The 26,616-nt window shown below is 62.2% G+C and carries 30 protein-coding genes; 25 read left to right on the top strand and 5 right to left on the bottom strand.

Annotated features, from left to right (window positions below):
• From ACQR1I_RS19825 to ACQR1I_RS19790, 8 genes are all read left to right on the top strand, one after another.
• Window positions 1–777 (top strand): hypothetical protein, encoded by a 777-nt coding sequence (locus ACQR1I_RS19825; protein ID WP_434888809.1) that lies wholly within the window; start codon window positions 1–3, stop codon window positions 775–777.
• Window positions 774–2,066, top strand: a complete 1,293-nt coding sequence (locus ACQR1I_RS19820; RefSeq protein ID WP_434888808.1) for an ATP-dependent DNA helicase — start codon at window positions 774–776, stop codon at window positions 2,064–2,066. Before ACQR1I_RS19825 ends, ACQR1I_RS19820 begins: the two co-directional genes overlap by 4 nt.
• Before the next feature lie 11 nt (window positions 2,067–2,077).
• Window positions 2,078–4,954, top strand: a complete 2,877-nt coding sequence (locus ACQR1I_RS19815) for a DUF927 domain-containing protein (RefSeq protein ID WP_434888807.1) — start codon at window positions 2,078–2,080, stop codon at window positions 4,952–4,954.
• A gap of 554 nt (window positions 4,955–5,508) precedes the next feature.
• Window positions 5,509–5,922 carry a hypothetical protein gene (locus tag ACQR1I_RS19810; protein WP_434888834.1) on the top strand — a complete coding sequence of 138 codons (414 nt, stop codon included), beginning with the start codon at window positions 5,509–5,511 and terminating at the stop codon, window positions 5,920–5,922.
• Window positions 5,919–6,236 carry a ribonucleotide reductase gene (locus ACQR1I_RS19805; RefSeq protein WP_434888806.1) on the top strand — a complete coding sequence of 106 codons (318 nt, stop codon included), beginning with the start codon at window positions 5,919–5,921 and terminating at the stop codon, window positions 6,234–6,236. Before ACQR1I_RS19810 ends, ACQR1I_RS19805 begins: the two co-directional genes overlap by 4 nt.
• Window positions 6,233–6,430 carry a hypothetical protein gene (locus ACQR1I_RS19800; RefSeq protein ID WP_434888805.1) on the top strand — a complete coding sequence of 66 codons (198 nt, stop codon included), beginning with the start codon at window positions 6,233–6,235 and terminating at the stop codon, window positions 6,428–6,430. The genes ACQR1I_RS19805 and ACQR1I_RS19800 overlap by 4 nt, the downstream gene beginning before the upstream one ends.
• Window positions 6,423–6,878, top strand: a complete 456-nt coding sequence (locus ACQR1I_RS19795) for a DUF6362 family protein (RefSeq protein WP_434888804.1) — start codon at window positions 6,423–6,425, stop codon at window positions 6,876–6,878. The genes ACQR1I_RS19800 and ACQR1I_RS19795 overlap by 8 nt, the downstream gene beginning before the upstream one ends.
• 55 nt (window positions 6,879–6,933) lie before the next feature.
• Window positions 6,934–7,602 (top strand): imm11 family protein, encoded by a 669-nt coding sequence (locus ACQR1I_RS19790; protein ID WP_434888803.1) that lies wholly within the window; start codon window positions 6,934–6,936, stop codon window positions 7,600–7,602.
• Between the two features lie 85 nt (window positions 7,603–7,687).
• Here the strand turns inward: ACQR1I_RS19790 and ACQR1I_RS19785 are convergent, their stop codons facing one another.
• Entirely contained in the window at window positions 7,688–8,026 is a 339-nt protein-coding gene (locus ACQR1I_RS19785) for a HigA family addiction module antitoxin (protein ID WP_434888802.1), read from the bottom strand.
• Between the two features lie 179 nt (window positions 8,027–8,205).
• Entirely contained in the window at window positions 8,206–9,645 is a 1,440-nt protein-coding gene (locus tag ACQR1I_RS19780) for a serine hydrolase domain-containing protein (protein ID WP_434888801.1), read from the bottom strand.
• 216 nt (window positions 9,646–9,861) lie between these two features.
• Between ACQR1I_RS19780 and ACQR1I_RS19775 the strand changes: the two genes are divergently transcribed.
• A complete protein-coding gene (locus tag ACQR1I_RS19775) occupies window positions 9,862–10,395 on the top strand; it encodes a hypothetical protein (protein WP_434888800.1) in 534 nt (177 codons plus the stop codon).
• A gap of 337 nt (window positions 10,396–10,732) precedes the next feature.
• Window positions 10,733–12,010, top strand: coding sequence for a site-specific DNA-methyltransferase (locus ACQR1I_RS19770; protein ID WP_434888799.1), 1,278 nt, complete (start codon window positions 10,733–10,735; stop codon window positions 12,008–12,010).
• Here the strand turns inward: ACQR1I_RS19770 and ACQR1I_RS19765 are convergent.
• Window positions 11,992–12,318 (bottom strand): DUF3489 domain-containing protein, encoded by a 327-nt coding sequence (locus tag ACQR1I_RS19765; RefSeq protein ID WP_434888798.1) that lies wholly within the window; start codon window positions 12,316–12,318, stop codon window positions 11,992–11,994. The two genes, ACQR1I_RS19770 and ACQR1I_RS19765, sit on opposite strands and share 19 nt — an antisense overlap.
• A gap of 191 nt (window positions 12,319–12,509) precedes the next feature.
• On the opposite strand from ACQR1I_RS19765, the gene ACQR1I_RS19760 reads away from it, so the two are divergent.
• The 4 genes from ACQR1I_RS19760 (at window position 12,510) to ACQR1I_RS19745 (ending at window position 16,248) form a co-directional block, all read left to right on the top strand.
• Window positions 12,510–13,031 carry a hypothetical protein gene (locus tag ACQR1I_RS19760; RefSeq protein ID WP_434888797.1) on the top strand — a complete coding sequence of 174 codons (522 nt, stop codon included), beginning with the start codon at window positions 12,510–12,512 and terminating at the stop codon, window positions 13,029–13,031.
• Window positions 12,931–14,967 (top strand): terminase gpA endonuclease subunit, encoded by a 2,037-nt coding sequence (locus tag ACQR1I_RS19755; RefSeq protein WP_434888796.1) that lies wholly within the window; start codon window positions 12,931–12,933, stop codon window positions 14,965–14,967. The genes ACQR1I_RS19760 and ACQR1I_RS19755 overlap by 101 nt, the downstream gene beginning before the upstream one ends.
• Window positions 14,964–15,191: a gpW family head-tail joining protein gene (gpW, locus tag ACQR1I_RS19750; protein ID WP_434888795.1), complete on the top strand. Its 228-nt coding sequence runs from the start codon at window positions 14,964–14,966 to the stop codon at window positions 15,189–15,191. Before ACQR1I_RS19755 ends, gpW begins: the two co-directional genes overlap by 4 nt.
• Before the next feature lie 184 nt (window positions 15,192–15,375).
• Complete coding sequence (locus tag ACQR1I_RS19745; RefSeq protein ID WP_434888794.1) at window positions 15,376–16,248, top strand: hypothetical protein; 873 nt, start codon at window positions 15,376–15,378, stop codon at window positions 16,246–16,248.
• A gap of 123 nt (window positions 16,249–16,371) precedes the next feature.
• On the opposite strand, the gene ACQR1I_RS19740 is transcribed toward ACQR1I_RS19745, so the two are convergent.
• A complete protein-coding gene (locus ACQR1I_RS19740; RefSeq protein ID WP_434888793.1) occupies window positions 16,372–16,947 on the bottom strand; it encodes a hypothetical protein in 576 nt (191 codons plus the stop codon).
• A gap of 444 nt (window positions 16,948–17,391) precedes the next feature.
• Here ACQR1I_RS19740 and ACQR1I_RS19735 point away from each other — a divergent pair, with 444 nt between their 5' ends.
• From ACQR1I_RS19735 to ACQR1I_RS19710, 6 genes are all read left to right on the top strand, one after another.
• The gene (locus ACQR1I_RS19735) at window positions 17,392–17,871 is read left to right on the top strand and encodes a hypothetical protein (protein WP_434888792.1); all 480 of its coding nucleotides are present in this window, start codon (window positions 17,392–17,394) and stop codon (window positions 17,869–17,871) included.
• A gap of 128 nt (window positions 17,872–17,999) precedes the next feature.
• Entirely contained in the window at window positions 18,000–19,607 is a 1,608-nt protein-coding gene (locus ACQR1I_RS19730) for a phage portal protein (RefSeq protein WP_434888791.1), read from the top strand.
• The gene (locus ACQR1I_RS19725; protein WP_434888790.1) at window positions 19,604–20,533 is read left to right on the top strand and encodes a S49 family peptidase; all 930 of its coding nucleotides are present in this window, start codon (window positions 19,604–19,606) and stop codon (window positions 20,531–20,533) included. The genes ACQR1I_RS19730 and ACQR1I_RS19725 overlap by 4 nt, the downstream gene beginning before the upstream one ends.
• Window positions 20,534–20,543: 10 nt before the next feature.
• The gene (locus tag ACQR1I_RS19720) at window positions 20,544–20,993 is read left to right on the top strand and encodes a hypothetical protein (protein ID WP_434888789.1); all 450 of its coding nucleotides are present in this window, start codon (window positions 20,544–20,546) and stop codon (window positions 20,991–20,993) included.
• A 63-nt stretch (window positions 20,994–21,056) separates the two neighbouring features.
• Window positions 21,057–21,431 (top strand): head decoration protein, encoded by a 375-nt coding sequence (locus tag ACQR1I_RS19715; protein WP_434888788.1) that lies wholly within the window; start codon window positions 21,057–21,059, stop codon window positions 21,429–21,431.
• A gap of 30 nt (window positions 21,432–21,461) precedes the next feature.
• Window positions 21,462–22,487, top strand: coding sequence for a major capsid protein (locus ACQR1I_RS19710; RefSeq protein ID WP_434888787.1), 1,026 nt, complete (start codon window positions 21,462–21,464; stop codon window positions 22,485–22,487).
• A gap of 642 nt (window positions 22,488–23,129) precedes the next feature.
• On the opposite strand, the gene ACQR1I_RS19705 is transcribed toward ACQR1I_RS19710, so the two are convergent.
• The gene (locus ACQR1I_RS19705; protein ID WP_434888786.1) at window positions 23,130–23,450 is read right to left on the bottom strand and encodes a nucleoside triphosphate pyrophosphohydrolase family protein; all 321 of its coding nucleotides are present in this window, start codon (window positions 23,448–23,450) and stop codon (window positions 23,130–23,132) included.
• Window positions 23,451–23,600: 150 nt separating this feature from the next.
• Here ACQR1I_RS19705 and ACQR1I_RS19700 point away from each other — a divergent pair, with 150 nt between their 5' ends.
• Genes ACQR1I_RS19700 through ACQR1I_RS19680 form a run of 5 tightly spaced genes read left to right on the top strand, consistent with a single transcriptional unit; the run spans window position 23,601 to window position 26,613 of the window.
• Window positions 23,601–23,996, top strand: coding sequence for a hypothetical protein (locus tag ACQR1I_RS19700; protein ID WP_434888785.1), 396 nt, complete (start codon window positions 23,601–23,603; stop codon window positions 23,994–23,996).
• Window positions 23,993–24,688, top strand: a complete 696-nt coding sequence (locus ACQR1I_RS19695; RefSeq protein WP_434888784.1) for a hypothetical protein — start codon at window positions 23,993–23,995, stop codon at window positions 24,686–24,688. Before ACQR1I_RS19700 ends, ACQR1I_RS19695 begins: the two co-directional genes overlap by 4 nt.
• Before the next feature lie 3 nt (window positions 24,689–24,691).
• Complete coding sequence (locus ACQR1I_RS19690; protein ID WP_434888783.1) at window positions 24,692–25,285, top strand: phage baseplate assembly protein V; 594 nt, start codon at window positions 24,692–24,694, stop codon at window positions 25,283–25,285.
• Window positions 25,285–25,692, top strand: a complete 408-nt coding sequence (locus ACQR1I_RS19685) for a GPW/gp25 family protein (protein ID WP_434888782.1) — start codon at window positions 25,285–25,287, stop codon at window positions 25,690–25,692. The genes ACQR1I_RS19690 and ACQR1I_RS19685 overlap by 1 nt, the downstream gene beginning before the upstream one ends.
• Before the next feature lie 6 nt (window positions 25,693–25,698).
• The gene (locus ACQR1I_RS19680) at window positions 25,699–26,613 is read left to right on the top strand and encodes a baseplate assembly protein (protein ID WP_434888781.1); all 915 of its coding nucleotides are present in this window, start codon (window positions 25,699–25,701) and stop codon (window positions 26,611–26,613) included.
• Window positions 26,614–26,616 lie beyond the last annotated feature (3 nt).

Genomic DNA, 26,616 nt, shown 5'->3' with positions numbered 1-26,616 from the left:
ATGATCGATCTCAATCACCGCTCCGGCTTTGTCTACGGCGGACGCGGTCCGCGTGCAGCGCTGGCCGACCAGCTCGATGCGCTGCTGGAAAAAGCGCTCACGACTGAGCGCAACGCGTCCCCGTCACGCGACTACCTCGGCGCATCCCGGATCGGCGAGCCGTGCCTGCGCAGGCTCTGCTTCGAGTACGGCGGCACGCCGGTCGATGCCGACGCAGCATTCGACGGCCGTATCCTGCGGGTCTTCGAGGCCGGCCATCGGTTTGAGGACATGTCGATCCGTTGGCTGCGGCTCGCCGGCTTTGCTCTGCGCAATGAACGTCGCGACGGATCGCAATTTGGGTTTGCCACGGCGCAGGGGCGGTTCCGGGGACACATCGATGGCGTGATCGTCGACGGTCCTGAGATCGGCGCGCCCTATCCGATCCTCTTCGAGCACAAGGCGCTGTCGGCAAAATCCTGGCAGGACACGGTCAAGCGCGGCGTCGAAATCTCGAAGCCGGTCTACTGGGCCCAGGTCCAAATCTACATGGCCTATCTCTCGGTCGCCTGGACGCTGTTCGTCGCGCTCAACCGCGACACCATGCAGCTCTATCCCGAACTGATCGCGTTCGATCCCGCTGACGCCCAGGCTCTTTCGGATCGCGCGGTCGCTGTCATTCGGTCGGTGGAGTCCCGCCATCTGCTGCCACGGATCTCTGACGATCCCGAACACTACGTCTGTCGGATGTGCCCCTACGCGCGTCGCTGTCACCAGCATCGGAGGGCTGCGGCATGACCATTTCCATCTCGGACAAGCAGCGCGCGGCCATCGCGACGATCAAGGACTGGTACACCAATCGGACCAGGGAGCAGCAGGTTTGCCGCGTCTTCGGCTATGCCGGCGTCGGCAAGTCGACGATCGTCAAATACGCCATCGAAGAGCTGGGCCTCTCGGCGGATAAGCCGGGCGAAGTGCTCTATGCCGCCTTCACCGGCAAGGCTGCTCTCGTGATGACCCGCAAGGGAACGCCGGCCTCCACCATTCACTCGCTGGTCTACCGGGTCTCGGAAGCAACGCCGCAGGAGATCGAGAAGCTCGAAAAGGAAGCCGCCGACATCCGTGCTCGTCTCCACACTCTCGGCGTCGCCGAGCGACTGTTCGATGAGGCCCAGCTGCGCTCGCTGGAACTGCGGCTGAAGGATGCGCACAAGCCGCGCTTCGTGCTCAACACCGAATCCGCAGTCCGCGACTGCAAGCTCCTCGTTCTCGACGAGGTTTCGATGGTCGGCGCCGAGATGGCGCGTGACCTGCTCGCCTTCGGCAAGCCGACCCTCGTGCTCGGCGATCCCGGGCAGCTGCCGCCGGTCAAGGGCGAAGGCGCGTTCGATACGCCAACCCCGGACGTGCTCCTGACCGAGGTGCATCGGCAGGCCGGTGAGAGCGCCGTGCTGCGGCTGGCGACGCTCGCCCGTGAAGGCCAGTGGATCCCTTACGGGCACCACGACGACTTCGTCTGGAAGATGCGCCGCTCCGACGTCAGCCCGGAGCAGCTCCTCAGGGCCGACCAGGTCATCTGCGGGCGGAACGTAACCCGCATCCAGCTCAACGTTGCGATGAAGCGCGCCGCCGGGTTCGATGAGGTGTTTCCGACAGGCGCCGGCGAAAAACTGATCTGCCTGAAGAACCGCAATGATGTCGGCCTGGTCAACGGCATGTTCGTCACGCTCGACGACATCAAGGACGACGGCGACGACATCGCATTCACGGCCGCCATCACCTCCGAGGACGGCAAGACAATCGGCGGTGGCGCGAACGGCAAAAGCGAGCGCTTCCGCATCTGGCGCGGGCCATTCCTGGACCATGTCAGTCCCGATCCAGATCGCGAGCGCCGCGAATACCAGAAGAAGCGCACCTCGGTCGAATGCGTCTGGGGCTGGGCCATCACCTGCCACAAGAGCCAGGGCTCATCCTGGCCGAACATCGTGATCTACGACGACGGGCTCGGCCGCACGGCGGAGGACCGTGCCCGCTGGCTCTACACCGCGATCACCCGCGCCGAGCGCGGCCTTGTGCTGCTCGACTAGGGAGACGCCGGATGTATGACTTCAACGAAGCCGGCCGGCAGTCCATCGAGCAGCCGTCGATCGACATCGACGCCCTCAGCGCGGCGCTGCGCCAGACCGTGCAGGTCTGGGCGCCTCGGCTGTTTCCAAACGGTCGCAAGGTCGACGATGTCCTGCGGCTCGCCAACATCAGCGGCGATGCCCCGCGGAAAACGGGCTCGTGCGTGGTGCACCTGAAGGGACCACACGCGGGCGATTGGTTCGAGTTCGACGGCAACGTCGGGGGCGGGCCGCTGTCGACCGTCGCCGAGGCGACCGGATTGGAAGGCCGGGCACTGCTGTCGTTTGCGGCGGATCTTGCAGGAGCTTTGCCGCACCGCTCGATGAACAGCGCCAATCCATCGGGGGCGTCGTCCCAAGGAGCGACCGAGCGAGAGATTGCTTTCGTCCTGTCGCGTGCGGCACCGCTGCCGGGCAGCCACGCAGAGGCGTATCTCCGCGCGCGCGGGCTGGATGCGACGCAGGTCGAGGATCTGCTGTTCCACCCCGATCTCACGCATTTTCAGACGCGCGCGGGATATCCGGCGCTGGTTGCGATTGTGCGCGACGTCGCTGGTGAGCCCGTCGGTTTGCACCGGACGTGGCTCGATCCGGTCGCGCCGGCAAAGGCCGCCCTCGATACGCCCAAGAAATCGATCGGTACCATTCGTGGCGGAGCAATCCGGCTGTTCCCTGCTGCCTCGTTCGTCGTGATCGCGGAGGGGATCGAGACGGCACTCGCGATCCGCACCGCCAGGCCGGACCTTCCGGTCTGGGCGGCCATCGCCGCGGGCCACCTGGCCGAATGCCAGCTGCCTCCCAAGATCGGCGAGGTCCTCATCGCGGCGGACCACGATGCCAATGGTGCAGGACTGAAGGCTGCCGACCGCCTTGCGGAGCGGCTGGTCGGTGAAGGTCGACGAGTCTGGATCGCATTGCCGCCTCAGGCAGACACCGACTTTGCCGACGTGCTCGCAACTGGCGGTGTGTCGGCGGTCCGCACGATCCTCGGCGCCGCGATCGAATTCGTGCCGAAATCTCCGGTGCTGGGAGCATCGATCATCGGCGAACCGCCATCCACCCGACGGACCATCGAGGAGACACGAAAGCTCTACCCGCTACCCCGTCTCGAAAATCTCCTCGTCGACTATCGTCATGCCAGCGACGGCTCGGTGCGGGTCTACAAGAACGCAGGCAAGGACCGACGCGGTCAGGACCGCTGGGAAGCGGTGGCGACCCCGTTCGGTCCGGTCGCGCGCCTGCGCTACCTCGACCAAGAGGAGGCGTTCGGGCTGCGCGTCCATGTCGAAGCCATGGATGATCGTATACGGGCGGTCGATTTCGACCGGGCGTCGCTTGCCCGGGTCGGCGCCAGCGAGATCAAGGCTGCGCTGTTCGCCGCAGGGCTGCGCACCGAAGGCGACGGCGACAGTCTCGCGGCGCAGATCCTCAAAGCCGCCGATCCCGACGATGAGATCGTGGTCGTCTCTCGCCCCGGCTGGCACCGCGTCGACGGCATGGACCATCCGATGTTCGTGACGCCAGGTGGATCGGCCCTGAGCGACGACAAGGCGCGCCTGGAGCTTGCGACAGCAGCGCGCTTTGGCTCGGTTGCTCGAGGCACGATCGAGGGCTGGAAGGCTGCCGTCGCGGCCGCGGCCGAAGTCAGGGGATGCCCGCACTTCCTGCTCGGCGTGCTCTGCGGCTTTGCCGGCGTCGTGCAATCCCTCGCGGGCCTCGACAGCTGTGGCATCAACCTCTCCGGCCTCTCATCGAGCGGCAAGACGACGGCGCAGCGCCTGGCCGTCTCGCCCTGGACATCGCCGTCGATCGGCGCCGGCCTGCTGCAATCCATGCGCTCGACCGAGAACGCCATCGAGGTGCTCGCCCAGGCTGCCTCCGGAACGGTGCTGGCGCTCGATGAACTCGCCCACGCCGATGGCCGCGCGGTCGCAAGGCTGATCTACGCCATCGCCGGCGGCCAGGGCAAAGCCCGTCTCACCGCGGGCGCGCTGCTGAAACAGCGCTACGCTTGGTCGACCTATGCCGTGCTATCGAGCGAATGCTCGCTGGAGGAAAAAGTCCGCTCCGACGGCGCATCCTGGATCGCCGGCATGGCGGTGCGCATTGTCGATGTCGACGTCACCGACGTAGATCGCACAGTTCCGACCGAACTGATGCGCGCCATTGCCGGCGTCGAGAAACACTTCGGTCATGCCGGGCCGTTCTTCGTGGCCAAGTTGATCGAGCGCCAGCGGCACCACGCCACGGATGTGCTGCGCGAAGAGATCATCGAAGCCGCACGCAAGCTTGCAGGCCCGAAGTCGGACGCAGCGCGCCTGAGGGCGGCGACCTGCCTGGCGCTGCCGCTTGTGGCCGGCCGCCTGGCGCAGGATTTCGACCTGTTGCCCTGGTCGATCGATCTTGATGGCGCGATCCATTGGGCGTGGGAGCGGTTTACCCGATCGTCAGACGCTGATGCGCTCGCGCCCGACGAACAGGCGATCGCCAACATCAGAGCTTGGATCGCGGAGCGCTGGGACGTCACCATCAAGTCGGTCGACACCGGTACCGACTACTACGACCGCAAGCTGAACAATCGCGAGGCCGTCGCCTGGTACGACGCGACCGCGATCTATCTGCCGGTCCAGCGGCTGCGCGAGGCCTCCGGCGAAACCCTCAAAGCCCAGCAGATCGTCAAGGCGTTGATCGACCGCAACCTGCTGGCCAAACGTCACAGCGCCAAACGCGCGACCGTACGGCATGTGCCCCAGGTCGGACGCATCGATGCCTACGCGCTCAAGCGTCAGGAGTTCGGACGCCCCTCGGGATGGCAGGGCCCATCCCTCCGTGAGGAGGACGATCAATGAGCGCTATCGATTTCGCCCTCTTCCACGGTGGTGGCCCCGAAATCGCAAATGCGGAGCCAGCAGAGCCATCACCGGAAGGGATGTGGCTTCGCTCAAGTCATTGGCAATACACGCGGAAGCCAGCGAGCCAGTGGGGCCACCTCAGAACGAAGATATATGGGAAGCTCATTGCCATAGATGTGGCGGGGGTCGCGCGTAGTATCTTATCTTTTAAGGTGGTGAGGGTGGCTACTCTGGCTTCTGCCCTAATCCATCAAAGGGTTAGTCAGGGCCACGCAGAATTTTGCGATGGCCACTGTGGCCCCGAAATCTATCGAGCCCGTCCTCCTCCAGAGATCTCGTGATGTGACCAGACCACGCGCCTGACCGCGCGCACCACACAATCACGTCAATCAAGGATCTCATCGATGAACTCGACAGCAACGCGCGCCTCCGGCGCCGCGAACGACCTAGCTTTGCCTGAAGCGAAGCCAGTCCCGCTGGGTCTGGAGCCAGCGGAACCACCACGATCGTCAATCCTCGCGCTCGATCTCGGCACCACGACCGGCTGGGCCATGAGGCTTGTCAGCGGTCACATCGAAAGTGGCACAGTATCGTTCCGGCCGAGCCGCTACGATGGAGGTGGCATCCGCTATCTGCGGTTTCGCGGGTGGCTCGATGGGATAACCACGACTGCTCTTGCCGCGATCTACTTCGAGGAAGTCAGGCGGCATGCCGGCACGGATGCTGCGCATCTCTACGGCGGCTTCCTCGCAACACTGAGCTCCTGGTGCGAAGAGCACGGGGTTGCGTACCAAGGTGTGCCTGTGGGCACCATCAAGCGCTTCATCGCCGGCAAGGGCAATGCCGACAAGGCCGCTGTCCTCGCCGCGGTGAAGGCAAGAGGATTTGCGCCCGTCGATGACAACGAGGCCGATGCGCTCGCCATCCTGCTGTGGTCCATCGCCACCGATGGAGGCGTGCGATGATCCGCCAGCGGCTGCCCAACCGTCGTCCCTGCGTCACCATGGAGCTGGTCCATGATTGCAGATCGTACGCCGTCACGCTCGGCTTCAATCTCATCACCGGCCGAGTCGGCGAGGTGTTCACCCACGGCGCCAAGAATGGCTCGACCATGGACGGCATCCTGAACGATGCCTGCGTTGCGCTCTCGTTGCTGCTGCAGCACGGCGTTCAGCCTGCAGCCCTGGCTGCAAGCATGGGGCGGCTGGGCAACGGCAACGAGCCCGCGTCCATCATCGGCGCGTTGGCAGATCTCCTCGCTCGGGAGGATCAGCCATGAGGTGGACACCCCGAGGTTTCGGTGGAGAGCGTCGCTCCGCCGACAAGGTCAAGCACGAGGGCTGGCACGAGCAGAACATTCTGGTCGTCAGCGTGGACGATGAACGCCTTAGCTGGCCGGAGCGCGAACTGGTGAAGCAGCTCGGCACAAAGCTTTACGGCCAACGCAAGCCGAAGGAGAAGACCGATGTCTGACGCTCGGTTGAACCCGTCCCTGATCGAGGCGCGCTTTGTCGAGGCGGCCGATGTCTTGCGTCGACTGCCCGGCGTACGCGTCCCCGGATACTTCAACACGTGGCCAACGATGATGCGTGAGTTCTCCGACCTCGTTGGCCAGGAGCCGCGGCCGATGCGGCGACCACCACCCCCAGCTGACGCCATCAGTCGGATGGAAGAGACCCTCGAATGGCTGCGGTGGCTCGAGCCGCAGGACGCCAAGATCGTATGGCTGCGAGCCTCCGGTGACCGGTGGAAGGCCATTTGCTGGAAGGTCGGCCTGCAACGCTCGGCGGCGAACGAGCGCTGGCTTTATGCGCTTTGCGTCGTCGCTTGGCGGCTGAGCGGCGGTAAAGGCCGACCCGTGACCTCCAAACGGCGGCTGATTGAGGGGGTCCGTCAGAAGCCCGGAGGCTTCCGTAAATGAAGGAAAGGGGGTTATCCTTTACTTACGGGCTGCCCCAATTAAAGCGAGCCAGAACATGAGTGGAACGCAGAACCGCCGCTCGGGCCAGTTTGTGGAGACCAGCGCCGATGTTGGTGGGCCTCTACGAGGCGCAGCCAAGAAGCGCAAATTCTGTACGATAAGAGGCCGCACGGCCTCACGGGCAAGTGGATTCGAGGTACTTAACGGCCAGGCGCTTTTCCTAACTGGTCCGCGCACGTTCTTGCCGCCGCTCGGGAGACGAGGCTTCCGAGACTATCCTGAGCGTCCGGTGTTCATGGCCGATGCAAGAATCGGCCGCCTTCATCGGGATTTCGAAGAGTATTCGGGATACTGGTTTGTTTCGGTGAAGATGAAACGTGTGTTGCAGGATATCGATCCGGAGGCCTTCGAGTTTCTTGAGTGCGAGGTGAGATCGGCCGAAGGTGAGAGGCAACCTCCGAGATTCCTCTGCGATGTGACCCGGATTCTCGATGCTGTCGACGAACCGCGGTCAACCGTCCAAGCCGCAACCGCATCCGATGGAAGTAGATATTATCGACTGTTGAGTGACTCGATCCTTGCTTTCAAGGAAGAAGTCGTTGGACGATCTCACGTTTTTCGGATGAAGTATTTCGAGGCAGCGGTCGTCTGCGATGATGAATTCAGGCAGGCCTGCAGATCTGCGGAGCTGAAGGGCATTTCCTTTGACGACCGGTCCAGGTAGGCGGCCTTTCAGCGGTGAGGGATCAGGCACATCCAGGAACAAAGCTGATCGGACGAGCTATCGGCCTGTCATGCCGCACGCGGCTTCACCTCCTGTTCGATCCGCGCCGATCGGTGAGATCTGCCACATCGAGGTCATATCGAGATTGCAAGTTGATCCAGAACTCTGCGGTCATTCCAAAGTACCTGCCAAGACGCATCGCAGTGTCAGCTGTGATGCCGCGGCGTCCACGCACGATGTCATTGGCCCGCGAACGCGGCACCTTGATCGCGTGCGCAAGCTCATAGACGCTGATGTCCATGGGGGTCAGGAACTCATCCCGTAGAATTTCCCCGGGATGAATCGGCGGCAACCGACGGCCGGACCGTACATCCGAGAAGTCGACCTTTCGGCGATCGACATCCTCTCGCTTGATGCTCATCATCCATGCTCCTCAATGATAGTCCGTAACTTCGACGTCCCACACATCGCCATCGCGCCAGACAAAACGGATGCGCGTACCGATAACTGGCGGCGTAACGAAGGCAACGTCCGGGACATCGCAAAAAGGTCGCAATGGGCCACGAGCGGAAGTGGCTCGATGTATTCGAGTCGAACGCAATGCTATTTGATCCGCACAAAATCAGCACTGCCGAACCAGTCATACCACGTCAGTGCGTTGACTTCGTCTTCGGCAGCGCAAAACCGAACCCGGGCGCATTCACCCTGTGGTGCCCTTGGGACAGCCATCGTGGGCCAGGCCATAGCGTCGCGATCACCTTGATACTCGAAACTCAAGCTGGAGTAGCGCATTAGCGGACCGTCGAAGCCAGACAAGCCGTCAATCCGAAACCATAGATAGTCGCTTCTCGGTTCGACGTGCAGCAGACCAAAGCCTTCGTGCCTGTAGGTACCGACGAAATCGTTTTGCGACCATCGGGATGCGGAAATTGGCTCTGCCAATCGCTCCTTATCGAAGCGTGCGACGCGTTCGCTCAGCTCTACTCTTGCCATGTCATCAAAGTAGGTGATCCAGTCGATGAAGGGTTCGCCGCGCATCGCTTGAATTATTCGGTTGGTAACTGCGAAATGAGCAAAGCCAGAACCAATGTTGGTCGCCACAAATATAGCGACGCCGCCCTCCAAATCGCACCAAATGTTGGTTCGAAATCCGCGAACGGTTCCGTCATGCTGAATGCGCTGATTGCGGACGTGCCAGCCAAGGCCATATCCGTCATTCGCAGTCCGATCTCTGCGGACGGTTTGCAGAAGATGCGTCTCCCTCAATTGCTGCTGCGAGATGACCTGAACGCCTCCGCGCCCACCCTGTTCGAGATGGAAAGCCAGCCATGTCGCGGCCTCCTGGGCACTCATTGAGTGGCCAACCGCTCCCAAAAGATTGTCAAAGGATAATGACGGAACACTCTGGACCTTGCCATCAATCTGGTAGTGCGGAGCGGCAATATTGTTAGTCGCCCGGGCCGCATCGGACACCTCGCGCCCACGTAATCCGAGTGGTCTGAGGAGATATTCATCCATCACACGATCGAATGAATGACCGACAGACATGGCCATTGCCTCAGCTGCAATGACGTAGCCAATGTTGGAATAGGTGAATTGGTCGCGAAAGCCCGCAATGGGTTGAACGTGGCGAGCTTGACGCAAAACCTCCGCTCGGCTCAAGTCGGAGCCATATTCTGCGACACTTGCTCGCGATAGTCCTGTCCGATTGGCCAGCACGTCTCGCAACGTTACGCGGTCGCTGATCCAACAGTCATGCAGCTTGAATGACGGCAGATATTTTCGGATCGGATCGTCCCAGCCAATCACGTCAGCGTCGACCAGCGCCGCAGCCACCCCTGAAGTAAAGGCCTTTGTACAGGACCCAATGGCGAAGGTGGTCGCGATATCCGTGGGAACAGAGGTAGCGACATCGCGCACGCCATAGGCCCGCACGAGTACAGGGCCATCGCGACGAACCACTGCGATGGCCAATCCCGGCACGCCCCAATGCTGCTGTACCTCGGCAATGAAGGGGTCAAGTTGTGCAGCCAAGGCGTTCAATCGGAACCTCCAACCGTGGGGTATGAATCCTTACATTACAGGTTCCGTTGTTGCGCCGCGACTTCCGAAATGGGTCAAAAGCGGGTATCTGCCGGTGCGTAGGCGTAGCCGAGCGAAAAATGTTCGCCGGACACTTTTCGCGCGGACAAATCGCCGGGGAATCGCTATTGAAATTGGCATGATGGCCACGGTCGTGAGGGGCGATCATCTCTCAAGATGAAACTGCTGGTCAACGCCAAGGACCAGGTGCTTGCCAAGTTCGGTAATCAATTGGCGGCTCTGGGCGGTGGGCAGGCGCGAGCGGCAATGTCCCGCGCGCTGAACCACGAAGGTGATAAGGGACGCACCCAGGTCAAGCGTGCACTCTCCAAGCAGACCGGCATCAAGTACGGCGCAATCGACAAGGCGATGGCGACGATCCGCTCGACGCCGGCGACCTTGACATATCGGCTCAAGGCGCGCGGCGAGGAGACCAACATCGCGTGGTTCGGCGGCATTCAGCGGATCAAGGGCGTATCGGCGGCGCCCTGGAACAAGCGACGCGTCTTCAAGCACACCTTCATCATTTCGAGGTTCGGCCGGGCCTTTGTGCGCACCTCGAAGCAGCGTCTGCCGATCCGTTGGCTTTACGGCCCGAACATCGGACGTGAGTTGGTAAAGGACACGAGTGTAGCGGCGTGGCAGAGCGGGGTAGCTGCGCTGGTCAACCGCATCGGTCATGAGATCGGACGGATGCTGCCGCGTGGCTGATCGCAGTCGAGCGTAAGAGAGCGAAAAATGTACCAGTACATTTTTGGGGGCTGACAGCGTTGAGTCCGGATGTTAGATCGATGGAATTGAAGCGGACGCAGCAGCGGCGAGAGCGACTGCGTAGTCGAGCGAGCGAACGGGTCCTTCCTCCCGGGGGCCTCATAAGCGGCGGCGCCGCCGCCCGGAATTCGCGTGTTTTTCCAAATCGAAAAACCTCAGTTTGGTTGGGTTTGGAAGGCGAAAAACCCAATAAAATCAAGTTCCGCGAACTCGAAATCTTCGGATTAGGCAAACCGCGGTCAGTTGGATTTGACCGCTCAACGAGCCCGCATCTTCCATGAATTCACCCGTCAAATCTCAGGTCGCCTGGCCGGCGGCCAAGGTCGAACTGTGGGCCATCGATCGGCTTTCGGCCAACCCGCGCAATGCCCGCATTCACGGCGAGGAGCAGATCGAACAGCTCCGGGCGTCGCTCCGGGAGTTCGGCTGGACGATGCCAGTGCTGGTCCGTGAAAACGGGATGCTGATTGCTGGCCACGGCCGGCTTGAGGCCGCGAGGCTCGAAGGTTTGACCGAGGTGCCGACCATTGTCGCGAGCGGCTGGTCCGATGCGCAGTGCCAGGCCTACGCCATCGCCGACAACCGGCTGACGGAAGCGAGCGAGTGGAACGACGAGCTCCTGCGGCTCGAGCTGGGGGACCTCCGGGCAGCCGGCTTTGACCTGACGCTCACCGGCTTCGGCCAGGACGAGATCGACGACCTGTTGCAGATCGATGCTGATCTCGACGGCGATCCCGACGAGGTTCCGGAGCCGCCGGCTGACCCGATCAGCCGGCCCGGCGATATCTGGATCTGCGGCGAGCACCGGGTGCTGTGTGGCGACGCGACCGTGTTGTCGGATGTCGAGAAGGTGCTGGATGGCGAGCTGGCCGACATGGCCTTTACCGACCCGCCGTACAACGTGGACTACGGCAAATCAGCCCAGGACGGGAATCGGGCGAAACGAGGTTCGAAACGGCGACCGATCCTCAACGACGCGCTGGGCGAGGAGTTCGGGGTGCTGCTCTACGACACCTCGGTCAATATCCTCGCGGTCACCAAGGGGGCTGTCTACATCTGCATGTCGACCTACGAAATTGGCAAGCTGCAGAAGGCCTTCAAGGATGCCGGAGGCCGGGTGTCGACCTTTGTCATCTGGGCCAAGAACACCTTCACGCTCGGGCGCTCGGATTACCAGCGCCAATACGAGCCGATCCTGTACGGCTGGAAGGAGGGGGCCGAGCACTTCTGGTGCGGCGCGCGCGATCAGGGCGACGTCTGGTTCGTCGACAAGCCGGTCAAGAACGACCTGCACCCAACCATGAAGCCGGTGGCGCTGGTCGAGCGCGCCATTCGCAATTCGTCCAAGAGCCGGGATGTCGTGATTGACTTGTTCGGCGGCTCCGGCACGACCATGATCGCGGCAGAGCGGGCCGGCCGGCGGGCACGGCTGATCGAGCTGGACCCGAAATACGTCGATGTGATCGTACAACGCTGGCAAGACATAACCGGTGGCCGCGCTGTCCACGCCGCCACCGGTCAGCCGTTCGAGACGCCTCAGGCGGTGATGAAATAGACGCGCCCGCGCCGTTCGTCCTTCTTGGACTGGACTTTGAGACCGAGCTTCTTCTTCAGCGCTCCGGCGATGGCGCCGCGAACCGTGTGCGCCTGCCACTCCAGCGCCTTGACGATCTCGTCGAGGCTCGCGCCCTGGGAGCGTTCGAGCAGCTTGATCAGCTGAGCCTGCTTGCTGTTCTCGCGCGGTGCGCCGGGCTTCTTGGGATTGGCCTGCTTTCGGGCCGCTGGCTTGGACTTCGGGGATTTCTTGGCCTTTGCTGCGGCTTTTGCCGCTGGCTTCTTCGCAGGCTTGGAAAGCTTGGCCATGGTGGGTGCTCCTCGTAGGGGGCCGCGACCATCGCAAGCCCTGCTACTGCCTCACGCCCCGCCATCGCTGGATGCGCGGGGGCTGGCTCACGGCCGCTTCGTCGGTCGCCATACACGCTCCGATTTCGAGCGAAGCCAAGCGGAATGTTGAGCCACTCGATTGGAACGTGGCGCTACAGAGGTGATCGACAATGCCGAAGACCGCGGGCGCACGAGGCGCGGATGAAGCGGCGGGCACCATTGCGCCCGATGTGGCGGCCAAGCTGCTGATGGTCACGCCGGAATGGATCAGGCGGCTGTCGAAGGACGGCTGGATTCCGAAGGTCGAGCGCGGACGCTATCGCGTTGTCGACGTGGTCCAGGGTTACATTCGCTTTCTGAAGGACGAGGCACGGCGCTCCAGCAAAACGGCGTCGCACAGCCGGCTGCAGGATGTTCGGACACGAAAGGAGGAATTGGCGGTCGCCCAGGCCGAGCGCGAACTGGTCCCGCTGGCAGAGGCCATGACGCTGGTCGACGAGGTCGCTGGCGCCGTGGTTGCCCGCGTGAACGCGATTCCGGCGCGCGTGACCCGCAACATCGAGCAGCGCGCGGTCTTGCAGCGAGAAGTGGATGACGCGCTCAGCGAAGTGGCCGATCGCATCGCGAAACTTCGCGACGCTTATCGATCGGGCGACGACGATCCTGCGGCCGACGAAGAAGGTCAGGGTTGACGAATGGGCTCGTGCCAACCGGGTCTATCCTTTGTCGTCGGGACGGCCAGGCCCAAAGGACCCGGCCGTCACACCCTATGTGATCCCCTTCGTTCGAGCGTTCGACGATCCACTCTACAATACGGTCGTTCTCGTCTGTGCGGGGCAATCGGGCAAGACTGACTCCGTCATTGACGTCATCCTGTCCCGGCTCGACCAGCGCCCGGTGCCGATCATCTATGCCGGCCCGGACCGCAACTTCGTCACCGACCAGTTCGAGCCGCGGTTCGACGATGCGCTGAACCGGTCGGCGAGTCTGGCCGTCAAGCTGGCGCGCGGCAAGAAGAACAAGAAGACCCGCAAGATCGTGTCGGGCGTTCCCGTGCGCCTGGCATGGGCCGGCTCGGCCAACCAGCTGAAGTCTGACCCCGCCGGGCTTGCCATCGTCGACGAGCGCGACGGCATGATCAAGAACGTCAAGGGCGAGGGCGATCCGGTGCGCTTGCTTGAGGTGCGCGGCGACACCCACGCCGACTTCACCCTCGGCGTAACTTCGACCCCGACGGTGGGGTCGGTCGAGATCGAAAGGGACGTTTCAAGCGGACTGGAGTTCTGGAAGCCGGTCGATGCCGAGGATGCGGCCAGCCTCGACAGTCCGATCTGGAAGCTGTGGCAGCGCGGAACGCGGTATCATTGGTCGTGGCCGTGCCCGCACTGCGGCGCCTACTTCATTCCTCGGTTCAAATGCCTGGTCATTCCCAGGATCGACATCACGCTCAAGGGCCGCGAGGAACGGATTGAGCGGGACGCCACACCGATCGAGGCGCGGCGGCTGGCGCATCTGCAATGCCCGCGCTGTGACGGGATCATTGAGGAGAAGCACAAGTTCGAGATGAACGCCCGCGGCGTCTACGTGGCGCCTCGGCAATCCGTAGAGCCGGACGGTCGGGTGATTGGTGATCCCCCTGACAGCGCCACTGTCAGCTTCTGGGTATCGGGGCTGGCCTCGCCGTTCGTCTCCTTCGGCGAGCGCGCCGGCCGCTATGTCGAGGCGCTGAATTCCGGCGACCAGGAGGAGGTGCAGACCGTCATCAATGGCGGGTTTGGGGAGCTGTGGGCTCCCGCGGGCGGCGATGCGCCGGAGTGGGCCGACGTTGCCCGTCTGCGGATCCCTTACCGCTCGCGCGAATTGCCTGCGGGCGTGCTCCTGCTCACGGCCGGCGTCGACGTCCAGAAGAGCCGGCTGGTCTATGTCATCAGGGGCTTTGGCGTCCGGCAGGAAAGCTGGCTGATCGAGCAGGGCGAGCTCTGGGGCGAGACGGAGCACCAGGCCGTCTGGATCGATCTCGCGGACATGCTGTCGCGGCCGATCGGCGACCTGATGATCCGGCGCGCCTTCATCGATTCCGGCTTCCGTCCGGGCAAGAAGGACGAGGTGCCGGAGCATCGGGTCTACGAGTTCTGCCGCCGGCACGCGCGCGTTGCCTATGCGGTCAAAGGCTTCGATCATCGCGACCAGCCGCTCTCGGTCAAACGGATCGACGTGACACCGCGTGGCAAGGCGGCGAAGTACGGGCTCGACCTGGTTCGGCTCGACAGCGACTTCTTCAAGTCGTGGGTGCACGAGCGTGTGCGCTGGCCGGACGACCAGCCCGGCGGCTGGCATCTACCGCAGGACGCGACAGAAGCCTACTGTCGCCAGATCGTCTCGGAGGGTCGCGTCAAGAAGCCGTCAGGCGGGTACACGTGGGTGCAACGCTCCCGCGAGAACCACTTTTTGGATTGCGAGGCCATGGCCTACGCGGCGGCGTACATGCTCGGCGTCCAGCGCATCGCCGACTCGGCTCAGCGGCCGAGATCGGAACCAAAGGCCAGGGTGCCGGAAGCGCCGACGCAGGTCGCCCCGAAGGCGACGACCAGCATGGCTGCCATGGCGCGGCTCAACATGGGGCGATGATGGCGACGGCAGAAGAATTGTCGCTCTGGCGTCAGCAGCTGATCGAAGCTGAAGCCGCGCTGCACTCGATCTTGGTGCAAGGGAGCATCGCCCGCATGCGGCACGGCGACAAGAGCATGGAGTGGAATGCGCAGAATGTCGGGGATCTGCGCGCCTATATCGCCGAGCTGAAAGGCAAACTTGGCCAGAACGGCCGCGGCTTTGCGCGCCGGGTGACTTTTTGATCGTGCGTATCGAGAAACGCGCTTTTGCCGCGGATGGTGTGGGGCCGGTCAGACCTTGCGGTGCATGGCCGTTTTCGCGCCTGTCGATCTCGGTTGTATTGATCAGCAATCTCGATATGGACCGTGGCCAGCGCATCGCATAAAATCAATGCAGTTATTCGATAGAGGTCTCGTTCGAATGCCGATGTTATATTTTGTCCTGTGTATCTTCTTCGGCGTGAATTTATCTTCAAGCTTGGCCTTCGGCCAGACGACGCCAAATCAGTCACCCATCAGCTGTGAAATCAAGAACAACGTGGAAGACGCCACGTGCCAAGAGAAGCTAAAAAATCTCATCACGCGCAACGGCGAAAAGCTGACCCTTAGATTGGATAAGGGAAAATCAAAGACTTACGTCAGCAACCTAGCCGCGTGCGACGGCGAGAGTGTAGATGTCTCCAAATGCATTTCGTTCAACCTGTTGACCTACTTCCCGACGCTTCGATCATTCTTGGTAAGCAAGTCGTACTACGAGTGTGGGGACTACCTGTTCGTCAGCGGGCGTACTGGACGCGAGACGATTCTGTCTGCGCTCCCTGTCATCTCGCCCAATGGAAAATATCTGCTCTCCATCGATCAGAACGACGCTTGCGAGCGCAAATACGATATAGCAATCTGGGACCTGAAAACCGATCCACCCAAGCTGGAATTCAAATATCAAGCCAAGCAGTACGAAAATTGGGATATAGTCGCTTGGGAGGATGACGCGCACATCTTGGTGAAGACGTGGATCAACGGGAATCCACCTTATGACCAGGAGGCAAAACTGCTTCGTTCGACGAACGGTTGGGAGCTTCAATTTGGCAATAGGGTCGATCATCCGCCCAAACCAGAAGCTCCGAACCAGAGCAGCTCGTTTCCTGCTACCAACCCAGGAGCCATCCCGCAACCCAAAACAGAAGCTCCGAGGCAGAGCAGCCCTGTTCCTGCCGCCAACTCAGGACTCATCCAGCAACGCCCACCGCTTCCAAAATGCAAGCTTCTTGGAGGAGTGCCGGGTATTACCTGCAGCGATTAGTCATCGCTGCATGTAGAACAGGAAGTAAGCAGTCGGACTGTCGGAAGGCAGCGTTTGCCCCATTGCGGACCATGGGCCATCGTTCGTTGGGGTGACCAGACTAGCAAGCGCCGATCGCTTTGATTAGAGGCATGGGTTGGTGACGGGCGGGCGTGGTACCGACAATAAGTCGGCCACACTGGTCGTAAATTTATCATGCGACATCGAGCCGAATGCTTTAATCATTCCAGCCACGCTATCTGACCGGCAAAGCTGCGGCACATCCTTCCTTACGGAAGCCGCCCGCTGCTCAAGCTCCGCCTTAGAGACGGCAGACAGGCTGTTGGCGACGATGAAGTCGTTGATCATGTCGATGGCACCGGCCAGATCGGTCTTCAGTGGCTCGTTTCGAAACTCAGGACAAATCTCAAGGGCGGCAGCCACGATGACATAGATATTCCAGCTGCACATCACAGCACCATGACCACTTGTGTCGTTTCCGAAGGTTAGCGTCTTACCGTTTCGCCGCTCTTGGCGAAAAACGACCCCATTGGGAAGCTTGACTACTTTGACCTCGCTACCATCGTTGTTTGTCGTCGTCGTGATTTGCGCTCCAGGCCATGCAGCGATTGCGTCGAAACTCACCCCCTGTGCCGCAGCGGCCGCGTACGAGGCAAGAGAGATCGCGAAGCTCAAGACCAAGACTGTCGCAAAGCGCATGTCTTACTCTCCTCGCTTCGCCGACGGGTACCAAAAAGAGGCGCGACGCCGAAAAGTTACCATATGAGAGGCCCTCCTTCGAGTTGTGCGAATGCCCGCGATTGTGCCCATTCCGGATCTTTCGCCTTCCGTTGTCAGAGTGCAACCGGACGTCAGCCGCAGGATTGCCGGAAGATCGCTTTCGATCAATGCAAAGATCGAATATATTTACCACAGGATCGGTCAGTCATTCTCGGTTGCCTATCTCAAAGGGTTGACTCGCACTATTAATGGTTCGGGGGGAGCTTGAAGTCCGGACATAGAAATTTGTATGTGTCTAGTCACCTTCATTCGCGCTGGTCGAATGATCCTTTCAAGCTACCCTGTTGTGAGGCTTTCGTTAGTTGGGCATTTAGCCCACTCGAAGCATATTCCTATCCGAAGGAGGAGAGTGACCACGTTAATATGTTTTTCATAAAAGACAAATGGGACGGCAAAAGGCTGTTCCCGCCTCTTAACTGTTCAGAGGAGCAGATTGATTTGTGCTTCAGCGAAGTTGAAGCCGAAGACTTTAGAACGAGAGCCGGCAGCGGCCGCACCGAGATTGCTGGGGCCTTGAGTATTCCCCAAAGGCAATTGAAGGAGATGCAAACGGCGGTTGCGCGCTACACGCCGGACTTCGACTTGCGGTTCAGTTGGTACATCGGCTTTCGCAGCGAGCAGTTTGCCTTTCCAGCGTCGCGCGTCATTCCAGCTGATCATCCAATCATCGCTCCCTGGGTAAGGCAGCTGACCGTTCAGTCTATCGAATTGACGCTGGTAGAAACATGTTGTGATCCCATCGAGCTTGGCAATACTACCCAGCGTGCCAAGGCGGAAGATCTTCTCGCTCAATACTGGGCTGCTCCCAAGAAGGTTGCTTATTCCACGATATTGCAGACGTAAGGATCGTGGCCCCGGCACGTGGCTCGCCCCGGAAATCGCTGCGGAGGCTGTTGCCAGCGCTGGCGGGGTCGCTATCGGGGCATTGCCGAAATCACCCCCAAAATCGCGACTGATCCACCGAACCCGGAATGACTGAATTGCTCGGGCCCGACGGCCGGCCCGTCAAAATTCTCAGCCCACCCCGTTCAACGGCGCGCATGCTGGCCGCCGGCTACTCGGGCGCGTCGGTCACGGACCCCGATCTCGCGCAATGGCGCCCGCCGCTATGGTCGGCGCAGACGGCGCTATCGCCGGATCGGCCGGTGCTCGCGGCGCGCATCCACGATCTCGCGCGCAACGACGGCTGGGCGTCTGGCGGGGTGACCCGCCAGGTGGACGCCGTTATCGGCGCCGGCTGGCGGCTGTCGTCGAAGCCGAATGCACGCTCGCTGAAGATCGACCCGGAGGTTGCATCGGACCTTGCCTCGGAGATCGAGGCGGCCTGGAAGGATTTTGCAGAGGACCCGGATTGCTGGTGTGACGCCGAGCGCCGGCTTAGTATGGGAGGAATGCTCGCGCTGGCGTTTCGCCATCGCTTGATGGACGGCGAGGCCTTGGCTGCGATCCTGTGGCTGCCGCGCGGCGGTCGGTTTGCGACGTCGGTGCAGGTGATCGATCCGGATCGGTTGTCGAATCCCTATAATGGCATCGATACCTATTGGCGACGCCAGGGCATCGAGCTTGGCGAGCACGGCGAGCCCTTGGCCTACCACATCAGGCGGTCGCATCCTGGCGACCAGAACGTGTTCGACCCGAAGTTCTGGACCTGGGAGCGGATTCCCCGCGAGACGAGCTTTGGCCGCCGGATGGTCGTGCATGCCTTCGAGCCCGGGCGCGCTGGTCAGTATCGCGGTGTCTCTATCCTGGCGCCGATCATCAAGCGGCTGCGCATGCTCGGCCGCTACGACGAGGCAGAACTGCAGGCCGCGGTCTTGAACGCGGTGATGGCGGCGTTCGTTGAGAGCCCATTCGACCACGACCAATTTGCCTCGGCACTTGGCGGCGGCGAAGAATTGTCGGCCTACCAGCAGCAGCGCCTCGATTACTACCAGGCGGCACCGATCAATGTGGGCGGCGCCAAGATCGCCTTCACGTTTCCGGGCGAGAAGGTCATTCTCACCAAACCCAACCATCCGAACAGCGTGTTCGAGGCCTTCGAGCGGGCGAGCCTGCGCAATATCGCGTCCGCCATGGGTATGACCTACGAGCAGCTGTCGATGGACTGGGGCCAGGTGAACTATTCGTCGGCGCGCGCGGCACTGCTCGAGGTCTGGCGCGGCTTTGCCGCCCGCAAGGACCATTTTGCCCAGCAGTTCATGGCGCCGATCTATGCGGCCTGGCTGGAGGAAGCGATTGACCGCGGCGCTGTGTCCTTGCCGAAAGGTGCGCCGGAGTTTCGGGAAACCAAGGCCGCCTATTGCGCTGCTCGCTGGATCGGCCCGGGCCGCGGCTGGGTCGACCCGCACAAGGAAGCCACAGCGGCAACGGAGCGCATGTCGGCCGGGCTCTCGACCCTGGAGCGCGAGTGCGCCGAGCAGGGCGAGGACTATCTGGAGACGATCCAGCAGCGGGCTCGCGAGCGCAAAGAGATGATCGCACTTGGGCTCGATCCGGATCTGATGACAGATCGTAAGGCCGTACCTACCGACGATGCCGAACAGGACCGGCCGGCCAAACGGGGTACCGGGCCGGCATGATCCTGCGCCCTGAACTGGCCGCGCGCGTCTTCAACACGCCGCTGCTGATGCATCCGGGCAAGCTCGATGCAGTGCTCGCCGGCATCGGCGGCCGGATCGTCGAAGGCGGGATTGTTCTGGAGGGCTCGATCGACGCCGTCGATCACGTCGCATTCGGCAACGGACGTCCTCTGGCCGGCCGGATCGCCGATCGGACCGGACGACGATACGATGCGAGTGGGGCGCCCGTATTCGACATGGTCGACGGCGTCGCGCTGATCCCGATCGAGGGCACGCTGGTCCACAAGGGCGCCTATGTCGGCGCGGTGTCGGGGCGGACCTCCTACGAGGGCCTGCAGGCGCAGGTGCTGCGCGCGATCCGCAATCCGGCCGTCAAGGCTGCGGTCTTCGAGGTCGACAGCTTTGGCGGCGAGCTCGCCGGCAGCTTCGAGACCGCTGACATGATCGCGCGGCTTTCCGCCGTAAAACCGACGCTGGCGATCCTGACCGACCACGCGCTGTCGGCAGGCTATCTGCTGGCCTCGGCAGCACGGCAGATCATCATGCCCGAGCATGGGCGCGCGGGCTCGATCGGCGTGGTGACGCTGCATGCCGATTGGTCGGCTGCGCTGGAGCGCCAGGGGGTCAAAGTCACGGTCCTGCGCGCGGGCGCACACAAGATGGCGGGCAACCCCTTCGAGACACTGGGCGACGATGTTGCGCAGCGCATGATCGGCGATCTCGAAGCGGCGCGGCAATCCTTTGCCGGCCGGGTCGGGCGTTACCGCGGCACGCGGTTCAGCGCCGAGGCCGCGCTTGGGACCGAGGCCAGGGACTACCGCGGCGCAGACGCCGTCGCACTTGGGCTTGCCGATGCCACTGGACATGCGCTGGAGGCGTTCGATGGCTTTGTCGCCGCAATCAACCGAGGCCGGTTGGCCTCATAGGAGTTTCATCATGCGAGACGTCATCCTCGCGGCTGCCGGTCAAGCGGCGGCCGAGAATACCCCCATATCTGCGCACCAGGCTGCGAACGAGCAGGGGAGCGACGTCGTCAGCCAGATCAGGGATGCGCGCTCTGCCGGTCTCACCGAGGGGATCCGGCAGGGCAGCATGCAGGAGCGCGAGCGGATCAAGTCGATTCTGATGGCGGAGAGCGCCAAAGGGAGAGAGGCCCTGGCCCAGTACTTCGCGTTCGAGACCGATTTTGCGGCCGAAATCGCGCTCGGGGCGCTGACGAAATCACCGGCAGCCAGAGGCAGTCTCGACCAGGCCATGGCCAACGAAGTCAAGCCGAGGCTCGGGCCGGGCGGAGAGCGCTCCTCCGCCGAGCGACCGCGCATGATCAGCACCGAAGACATCTATGCCCGCCGTCGGGCTGCGGTTGCGGCAGCGTCCCGACAGTAGGACCGCAACCTCAGAATTCCACGTATCGGCGCGGCATCGGTGATGCCGCGAACAGGAGAGTTTATGTCCGTGCTCTACGAGAACCCGCATGACGGCAACTTCATCCTGTCGGAAGACGACGAAGGCCGCCTGTCCCGGGACAACATCGCCATCGCCTCAGGCGCGGGCGTGCTGCTGCCGGGAACGGTGCTCGGCAAGATCAGCGCGAGCGGCAAGTTCGTCCCCTCACCGCTGGCCGCGACCGATGGTTCGGAGGTCGCCGCCGCCATTCTGGTCGGGCGTGTCGATGCTGCGAATGCCGATGCACACGCCGTCGGCGTGATGCGACACGCCGAGGTCAATCGCTTCGGCCTCCTCTACGACCACACAGTCGACGACGACGCCAAGAAGTCAGCCAAGTGGGACCAACTGCGCGCCGCTGGCATCGTCGTTCGCTGACCGTAGGCAGACAACAGGACAATCATCCGCATGGAACCCATTCTCGACGTCTTCAGCGGCGACGCCTTCGGCTTCGTCGCGCTGACTGATTCGATCAACAAGCTCCCGTTCGTCCCGGGACGCCTCGGCTCGCTCGGGCTCTTCACCGAGGCACCGGTGCCCACCACGTCGATCGCGCTCGAAGAGCAGGCGGGCATCCTCAGTCTGGTGAATCCGACCCCTCGGGGCGGGCCTGGCGAAACCCGGCCAAAGCCGCTGCGGCGCGCTCGGGTCCTCAAGGTCCCGCACTACCAGCTCGACGACAACGTGCTGGCTGAGGAAGTGCAGAATGTCCGGGAATTCGGTCCCCAGATGCAGCCGCGCTCGGTCGAGACCTATCTGTCGGGCCGCATGGAGATGTTCACCGCCCAGCTCGACGTCACCACCGAATTCCAGAAAGTCGGCGCCATCAAGGGCCTGATCGTCGACCGCGACGGCGACACCATCTATGACCTCTACTCGGAATTCGGCGTGACCGCCGTCGCGCCGATCAATTTTGCCCTGGGCAATGCTAACACAGCCGTCCGCAAGAAATGCAGCCAGCTGGTGCGGACGATGTCGCAGACGCTAGGCGGGGTCGCCTTCACCAGCGTGTATGCGCTGTGCGGAGATACGTTCTGGGACGACCTGATCGAGCACCCCGAGGTGCGCGACACCTATCGCTACCAGGAGGGTGTTCGGCTGCGCGAAGGTGTCGTGTTCTCGACCCTCAAATATGGCGGCATCACCTTCGAGAACTATCGCGGCTGGATCGGCGGCGGCACCGACACCGGCGATACCGTGACGCCATTCATCGATCCCAATGAGGCGCATTTCTTTCCGCTCGGCGTGCCCAACCTGTTCAAGACGTTCTTCTCGCCGGCGGACTACATCGAGACGGTCAACACGCTGGGCCTGCCGCGATACGCCAAGGCGATCCCCTCAGACAATGGCAAGTCGGTGCGGCTGGAAATGCAGACCAATCCGCTATCGCTGTGTCTGCGGCCGCGAGCTCTGATCAAGGGGCTGCATCACTAGACAGGGATCAGGGCCCCTCGTTCATCGGCGCCCGTGCCGGGAGTCCGCTATGATCCGATCGCGACGAGATGCCGTAACGCAGCACACGACGCGATGGGCCAATCGGCGACACTACACAGCCGCTCTCTAGTTCGCTTAGGTTCAAAAACGTCTGCAAGCAAGCGAGTCAGGATGGTTTGGAAGCTTGTAGATGGCAATTCGGGTAGTGTCTCCAACAGATTCTTTGAAAAAGATGCACGTGCCAAATTCGATATCAATCTCGGACCCAACCCCTTCGCGATTGTCTCTATCAAGTTTCAATCTGATCAGGTTATTCGAATAGTCGTTAGGGCATTTCTTTGATAAAGCAGTCACGCGACCAGAATAGATTATTGCTCCGGGAAGCGGCTCATTGCACGAACTGAAAAAAATATACGCTTGGCAAAAAATTATTGGACATTCCTGTAGCTGTGCCGACGCATTCCGTGATTGGAATAGCGACATCAGCTCTAGCAAAACAATGAGGGATAAAAGTCTACGCATTGCCGGCTCTCCGAAAAATTATCTTGTTCTCTTTCGTGCCCCAATCCCAGTAACGATTCCGTGCTGCTGGAGGCATTAGTCAGTTTAAAGCCAAACGAGGAAGTAAGCAGTTATCCTCGCCTAAGATGAATCACCGCCATTCGGTGGCGCGGTGTTTGCTATCCTGTGTGCAATCTTTTCACGGCTCTTCGCGAGCAAAGCTGACGGCTTTTGGCCCGAAGCCACACAAAGGCACGCCCAGTAGTAAATCACATCACCAAGCTCCTCCGTGAATCCGTCACTATCTAGTCCTCCATCACGCAGCAGCTTCTTAATGTGATCCGCAACCTCACCGGTCTCTCCGACGAGGCCAAGTCCCAAATATGAAAGCTTGTCGGTTGAGGGCGCTGGCTCGACCCCAGCAACACCGGCCGCCCAATCGGCATATTCATCGATTGTCATCGCTCGAACTCCAGGACGCACGTCGGATCGGCTGATAGAGCGAACCACTCTGTGTGCGAAAGGACCGCTTTGGGTCATTCGCGTCGCGAGCTAACGGATCGCCGAGACGCCGATGTCCGCCTATGCCAGAGAGCAGAACCGAATTCTAAGATGCGTCTCTTCAGCGTAACCTGGGCTGCCCGCCAGCACCAGCTTGACGAGGTGTTCGCCGAAACCATCCGCCTGGTCCCGATGCTGCCCGGCGGATATGCCGCGCCGGTCATCGATCCCAACCGGCCGGAGCGGCTGCTGCCGGCCATTATCACCGAAACTCCGCAACGCAGGCACATCGACGAGAATGCGATTGGTCGCGATTTCAATCCTGCGCTGGTCGAAGCCCAGACGATTGCCAGCATCGACAACGCACGGCTCGGCGGCGACTGGCCCGTGGCTGGCGACCGCCTGATCGCGGTCGACCGTCCGGATGCACCTGTCTTTGAGATCACGGTCGTGGAGAGCGATGGGCTCGCGCGGGTGCTGTTGTCACTGGTGGGGATCGAGCCGTGAGCCTTGCGGTCGCCGCGATCAAGATCGCCGCCGTACGCTCTCTCAAGGGACGCACGTCAGCAGGCGAAGCTGTATTCGACAGTGCGGTCGAGCCGTTCGATGGCCTGCGCAACGAGGGCGCGCCCGTCGTCGTGATCTCCTGCGACACAGGGAAACGCGATGTCGAAGGCCGCGAGCTGTTCGGCGCTCGCCAGGTGATCGAGCTATCCATCGACATGTTCGTGGCAAGAGCCGTGACGGTCGACGCGGGCGATATCGAAATCCAGATCCCGGCCTCCGACGAGGGCAACGAGCTGTACTTGCGCAGTCTGGCTTACGAGGTTGAGAAGGCGCTGCTCGCCGACCCGTCGCCATGGCCGGAACTGTTCCGCCGGCTTTGGTTTCGTGGATCTGCACATGATCTCTGCGAGTGGGACCGCGGCGCCATCGCCGACAAGGGCCGACGCCAGGCGCTGCTCCGGGCGATCTACCGGGTCGAGCCGGTCGCCGATCCCTTGCCGGGGGCCGAGCCCGAGGGCGTCTGGGCGGATGTGCTGGCTGCCATGGAAGCGGATTTTGAACTCTCCGACATCGCCCGCTACTGGCGGCAGCTGATCGCCGGCTCCATCGCCCCGGATTGGCGCCAGGCGCAGGTGGCCCTCGGCCTCACCGCTGCCGGTGTCGGCGGAATCGGACTCGCGCCGGAGTCATAGCCGATGTCGATGGAGGTGCTGGAGGCGCTGACACGGATCGCGGAGATCGAGCGTAAGCTTGATAATCTGTTCCGCCATGGGCCGGTCGCGGAGCGCAAGCAGATCGACGGTCGCTGGCTGGTGCGGATGCGGATCGGCGGCAGCGAGGACGAACCGTTCCTGTCGCCCTGGATCCCCTATGTCTCGCCAAATGGCGGCCCCGAGGGGCTGAATGTCCACCGTGTGCCGAAGGAGGGCGAGCAACTGACATTGTTGTCGCCGGCCGGGGATTTTCAGCAGGGCGTCGCGACCTCGCTGTTCTGGTCGGACCAGCATCTGCCGCCGTCCGATGACCCCGACGCGGTCGTCATCACGCACCCGAAGTTCAAGATGACGCTCAGACACGGAAACCTGACGATCGAGAATGCTGAAGAGATCCATTTCAAGGCTGGCCGCTCGGAACTCGAGATCAAGGAGGACGCCATCAACATCGTGTCCGACAAGATCATCACCGTCGGCGAGACCTATCTCGGGCAGGAGCGCAAGGACGCTACAGACGGCGATCCCGTCGACACCGAAGGCGGGCCTGCCGAGAAGACCTGGGCACTGCCGGGCTGATGGCCGGCCTCGACCGTCAGACCGGCAGGCTGCTCAATGGCTGGCCGCACGTGGTGCAGTCGATCATGGTGATCTTCACGACCGGCTTTGGCGAACGAATGCTGCGGCGCTGGTTCGGCTCTGCGGTACCACAACTGCTCGGCAATAGCCTGACCGAGGCGACCGTCGTCTCGTTCTTTGCCGCGATCGTCACCTCGCTGGAGGTCCGCGAGCGCGACACGGGTCTGCCGCGGGAGCCGCGGTTCAGGATCACGAAGATCACCCCGAGGAAGGTCGACCGGACCGGCGAGCTTCGGATCGAGATCTCGGGCGTCTACATGCCGCGCGGGCATCTCGGCGATTTCACGCCGGAGGACATCAGGAACATCACACTCACCCAAAGCTCGACCGGACTGGTGGGGGCCTGAGCACGGATGTCTGTCACCTCCCGTTTCCTGGCGCCCGATCTGACGCAGCTGCAGCCGGCTGACCTGATCGAGGTCATCGACAGTGAAGCCATCCTGGCCGCACAGAAGGCCTGGATCCTGGCGCGATGGGCAGATATCCGGGTTGATCGTCCGGATCTGCCTCCCCTCGACACGCTCGGCCTGGAAACCGAACCCCTGACCATCCTGTTGGAGGCCTTCGCCTATCGCGAGACGCTCTTGCGGGCTCTCGTCAACGACAAGGCCCGCGCTGTCCTGATCGCCTATGCCTCGGGCTCTGATCTCGACCATCTCGGCGCGCTGTTTGGAGTGGTCAGGGCCGTGCTTGTCCCGGGCAGCAATCCGCCGGTCCTGGAAAGCGATGATCGCTTTCGGCGCCGCATCCAGCTGGCGCCGGAGGCGTTTTCGACTGTGGGGCCGCGGGGCGCCTATATCTTCTTTGCGCTCACCCTCGACCCGTCGATTGCGGATGCCTGGGCCTATTCGCCGCGCGACGGCCAGGTGCATGTTGTCGTCGCCGGTGCAAATGGCGAGGGCGTCAGCGACGCGGTGCTCGCCCGTCTAGTCGACCGGTTCGGACGCGAGGACACCGTGCCGCTGACCGATGTCGTCACCGTGCGCCGGGCCGAGATGGTCAGATATTCGGTAGCGGTCTCGGTCTCGTTTCCGCGCGGTCCCGACCCAGTGCTGATCAAGGGCCGGGTCGAACAAGCTCTTCGTGCCTATGCGGCTAAACGCTACCGGATCGGCACCGACGTCTACACGTCAGGTTTGATCGCCGCCGCCAAGGTGGGCGGGGTCGAGAGCGTAGCGCTGGCAGCGCCCGCTCAAGACGTCATCTGTTCCGACACGCAGGTCCCGCAACTCGCTGACCTGCTGATCACGTTGAACGTATCGGACTGACCT

It is taken from the genome of Bradyrhizobium sp. HKCCYLS2038, from assembly GCF_051167655.1.
Lineage (GTDB): Bacteria > Pseudomonadota > Alphaproteobacteria > Rhizobiales > Xanthobacteraceae > Bradyrhizobium.
This window is presented reverse-complemented; position numbering and strand designations above follow the sequence as displayed.

Bases quoted from the DNA above. Each gene is read 5' to 3' on its own strand.
- ACQR1I_RS19760 (WP_434888797.1), top strand. From the start codon at position 12,510: ATGCCGAAGACCGCGGGCGCACGAGGCGCGGATGAAGCGGCGGGCACC.
- ACQR1I_RS19785 (WP_434888802.1), bottom strand. From the start codon at position 8,026: ATGATGAGCATCAAGCGAGAGGATGTCGATCGCCGAAAGGTCGACTTC.
- ACQR1I_RS19725 (WP_434888790.1), top strand. From the start codon at position 19,604: ATGATCCTGCGCCCTGAACTGGCCGCGCGCGTCTTCAACACGCCGCTG.
- ACQR1I_RS19740 (WP_434888793.1), bottom strand. From the start codon at position 16,947: ATGCGCTTTGCGACAGTCTTGGTCTTGAGCTTCGCGATCTCTCTTGCC.
- ACQR1I_RS19775 (WP_434888800.1), top strand. From the start codon at position 9,862: ATGAAACTGCTGGTCAACGCCAAGGACCAGGTGCTTGCCAAGTTCGGT.
- ACQR1I_RS19790 (WP_434888803.1), top strand. From the start codon at position 6,934: ATGAGTGGAACGCAGAACCGCCGCTCGGGCCAGTTTGTGGAGACCAGC.
- ACQR1I_RS19720 (WP_434888789.1), top strand. From the start codon at position 20,544: ATGCGAGACGTCATCCTCGCGGCTGCCGGTCAAGCGGCGGCCGAGAAT.
- ACQR1I_RS19690 (WP_434888783.1), top strand. From the start codon at position 24,692: ATGTCGATGGAGGTGCTGGAGGCGCTGACACGGATCGCGGAGATCGAG.
- ACQR1I_RS19800 (WP_434888805.1), top strand. From the start codon at position 6,233: ATGAGGTGGACACCCCGAGGTTTCGGTGGAGAGCGTCGCTCCGCCGAC.
- ACQR1I_RS19715 (WP_434888788.1), top strand. From the start codon at position 21,057: ATGTCCGTGCTCTACGAGAACCCGCATGACGGCAACTTCATCCTGTCG.
- gpW (WP_434888795.1), top strand. From the start codon at position 14,964: ATGATGGCGACGGCAGAAGAATTGTCGCTCTGGCGTCAGCAGCTGATC.
- ACQR1I_RS19735 (WP_434888792.1), top strand. From the start codon at position 17,392: ATGTTTTTCATAAAAGACAAATGGGACGGCAAAAGGCTGTTCCCGCCT.
- ACQR1I_RS19685 (WP_434888782.1), top strand. From the start codon at position 25,285: ATGGCCGGCCTCGACCGTCAGACCGGCAGGCTGCTCAATGGCTGGCCG.
- ACQR1I_RS19745 (WP_434888794.1), top strand. From the start codon at position 15,376: ATGTTATATTTTGTCCTGTGTATCTTCTTCGGCGTGAATTTATCTTCA.
- ACQR1I_RS19765 (WP_434888798.1), bottom strand. From the start codon at position 12,318: ATGGCCAAGCTTTCCAAGCCTGCGAAGAAGCCAGCGGCAAAAGCCGCA.
- ACQR1I_RS19770 (WP_434888799.1), top strand. From the start codon at position 10,733: ATGAATTCACCCGTCAAATCTCAGGTCGCCTGGCCGGCGGCCAAGGTC.
- ACQR1I_RS19700 (WP_434888785.1), top strand. From the start codon at position 23,601: ATGCGTCTCTTCAGCGTAACCTGGGCTGCCCGCCAGCACCAGCTTGAC.
- ACQR1I_RS19795 (WP_434888804.1), top strand. From the start codon at position 6,423: ATGTCTGACGCTCGGTTGAACCCGTCCCTGATCGAGGCGCGCTTTGTC.
- ACQR1I_RS19730 (WP_434888791.1), top strand. From the start codon at position 18,000: ATGACTGAATTGCTCGGGCCCGACGGCCGGCCCGTCAAAATTCTCAGC.
- ACQR1I_RS19705 (WP_434888786.1), bottom strand. From the start codon at position 23,450: ATGACAATCGATGAATATGCCGATTGGGCGGCCGGTGTTGCTGGGGTC.
- ACQR1I_RS19805 (WP_434888806.1), top strand. From the start codon at position 5,919: ATGATCCGCCAGCGGCTGCCCAACCGTCGTCCCTGCGTCACCATGGAG.
- ACQR1I_RS19680 (WP_434888781.1), top strand. From the start codon at position 25,699: ATGTCTGTCACCTCCCGTTTCCTGGCGCCCGATCTGACGCAGCTGCAG.
- ACQR1I_RS19825 (WP_434888809.1), top strand. From the start codon at position 1: ATGATCGATCTCAATCACCGCTCCGGCTTTGTCTACGGCGGACGCGGT.
- ACQR1I_RS19710 (WP_434888787.1), top strand. From the start codon at position 21,462: ATGGAACCCATTCTCGACGTCTTCAGCGGCGACGCCTTCGGCTTCGTC.
- ACQR1I_RS19810 (WP_434888834.1), top strand. From the start codon at position 5,509: ATGAGGCTTGTCAGCGGTCACATCGAAAGTGGCACAGTATCGTTCCGG.
- ACQR1I_RS19815 (WP_434888807.1), top strand. From the start codon at position 2,078: ATGTATGACTTCAACGAAGCCGGCCGGCAGTCCATCGAGCAGCCGTCG.
- ACQR1I_RS19820 (WP_434888808.1), top strand. From the start codon at position 774: ATGACCATTTCCATCTCGGACAAGCAGCGCGCGGCCATCGCGACGATC.
- ACQR1I_RS19755 (WP_434888796.1), top strand. From the start codon at position 12,931: ATGACGCGCTCAGCGAAGTGGCCGATCGCATCGCGAAACTTCGCGACG.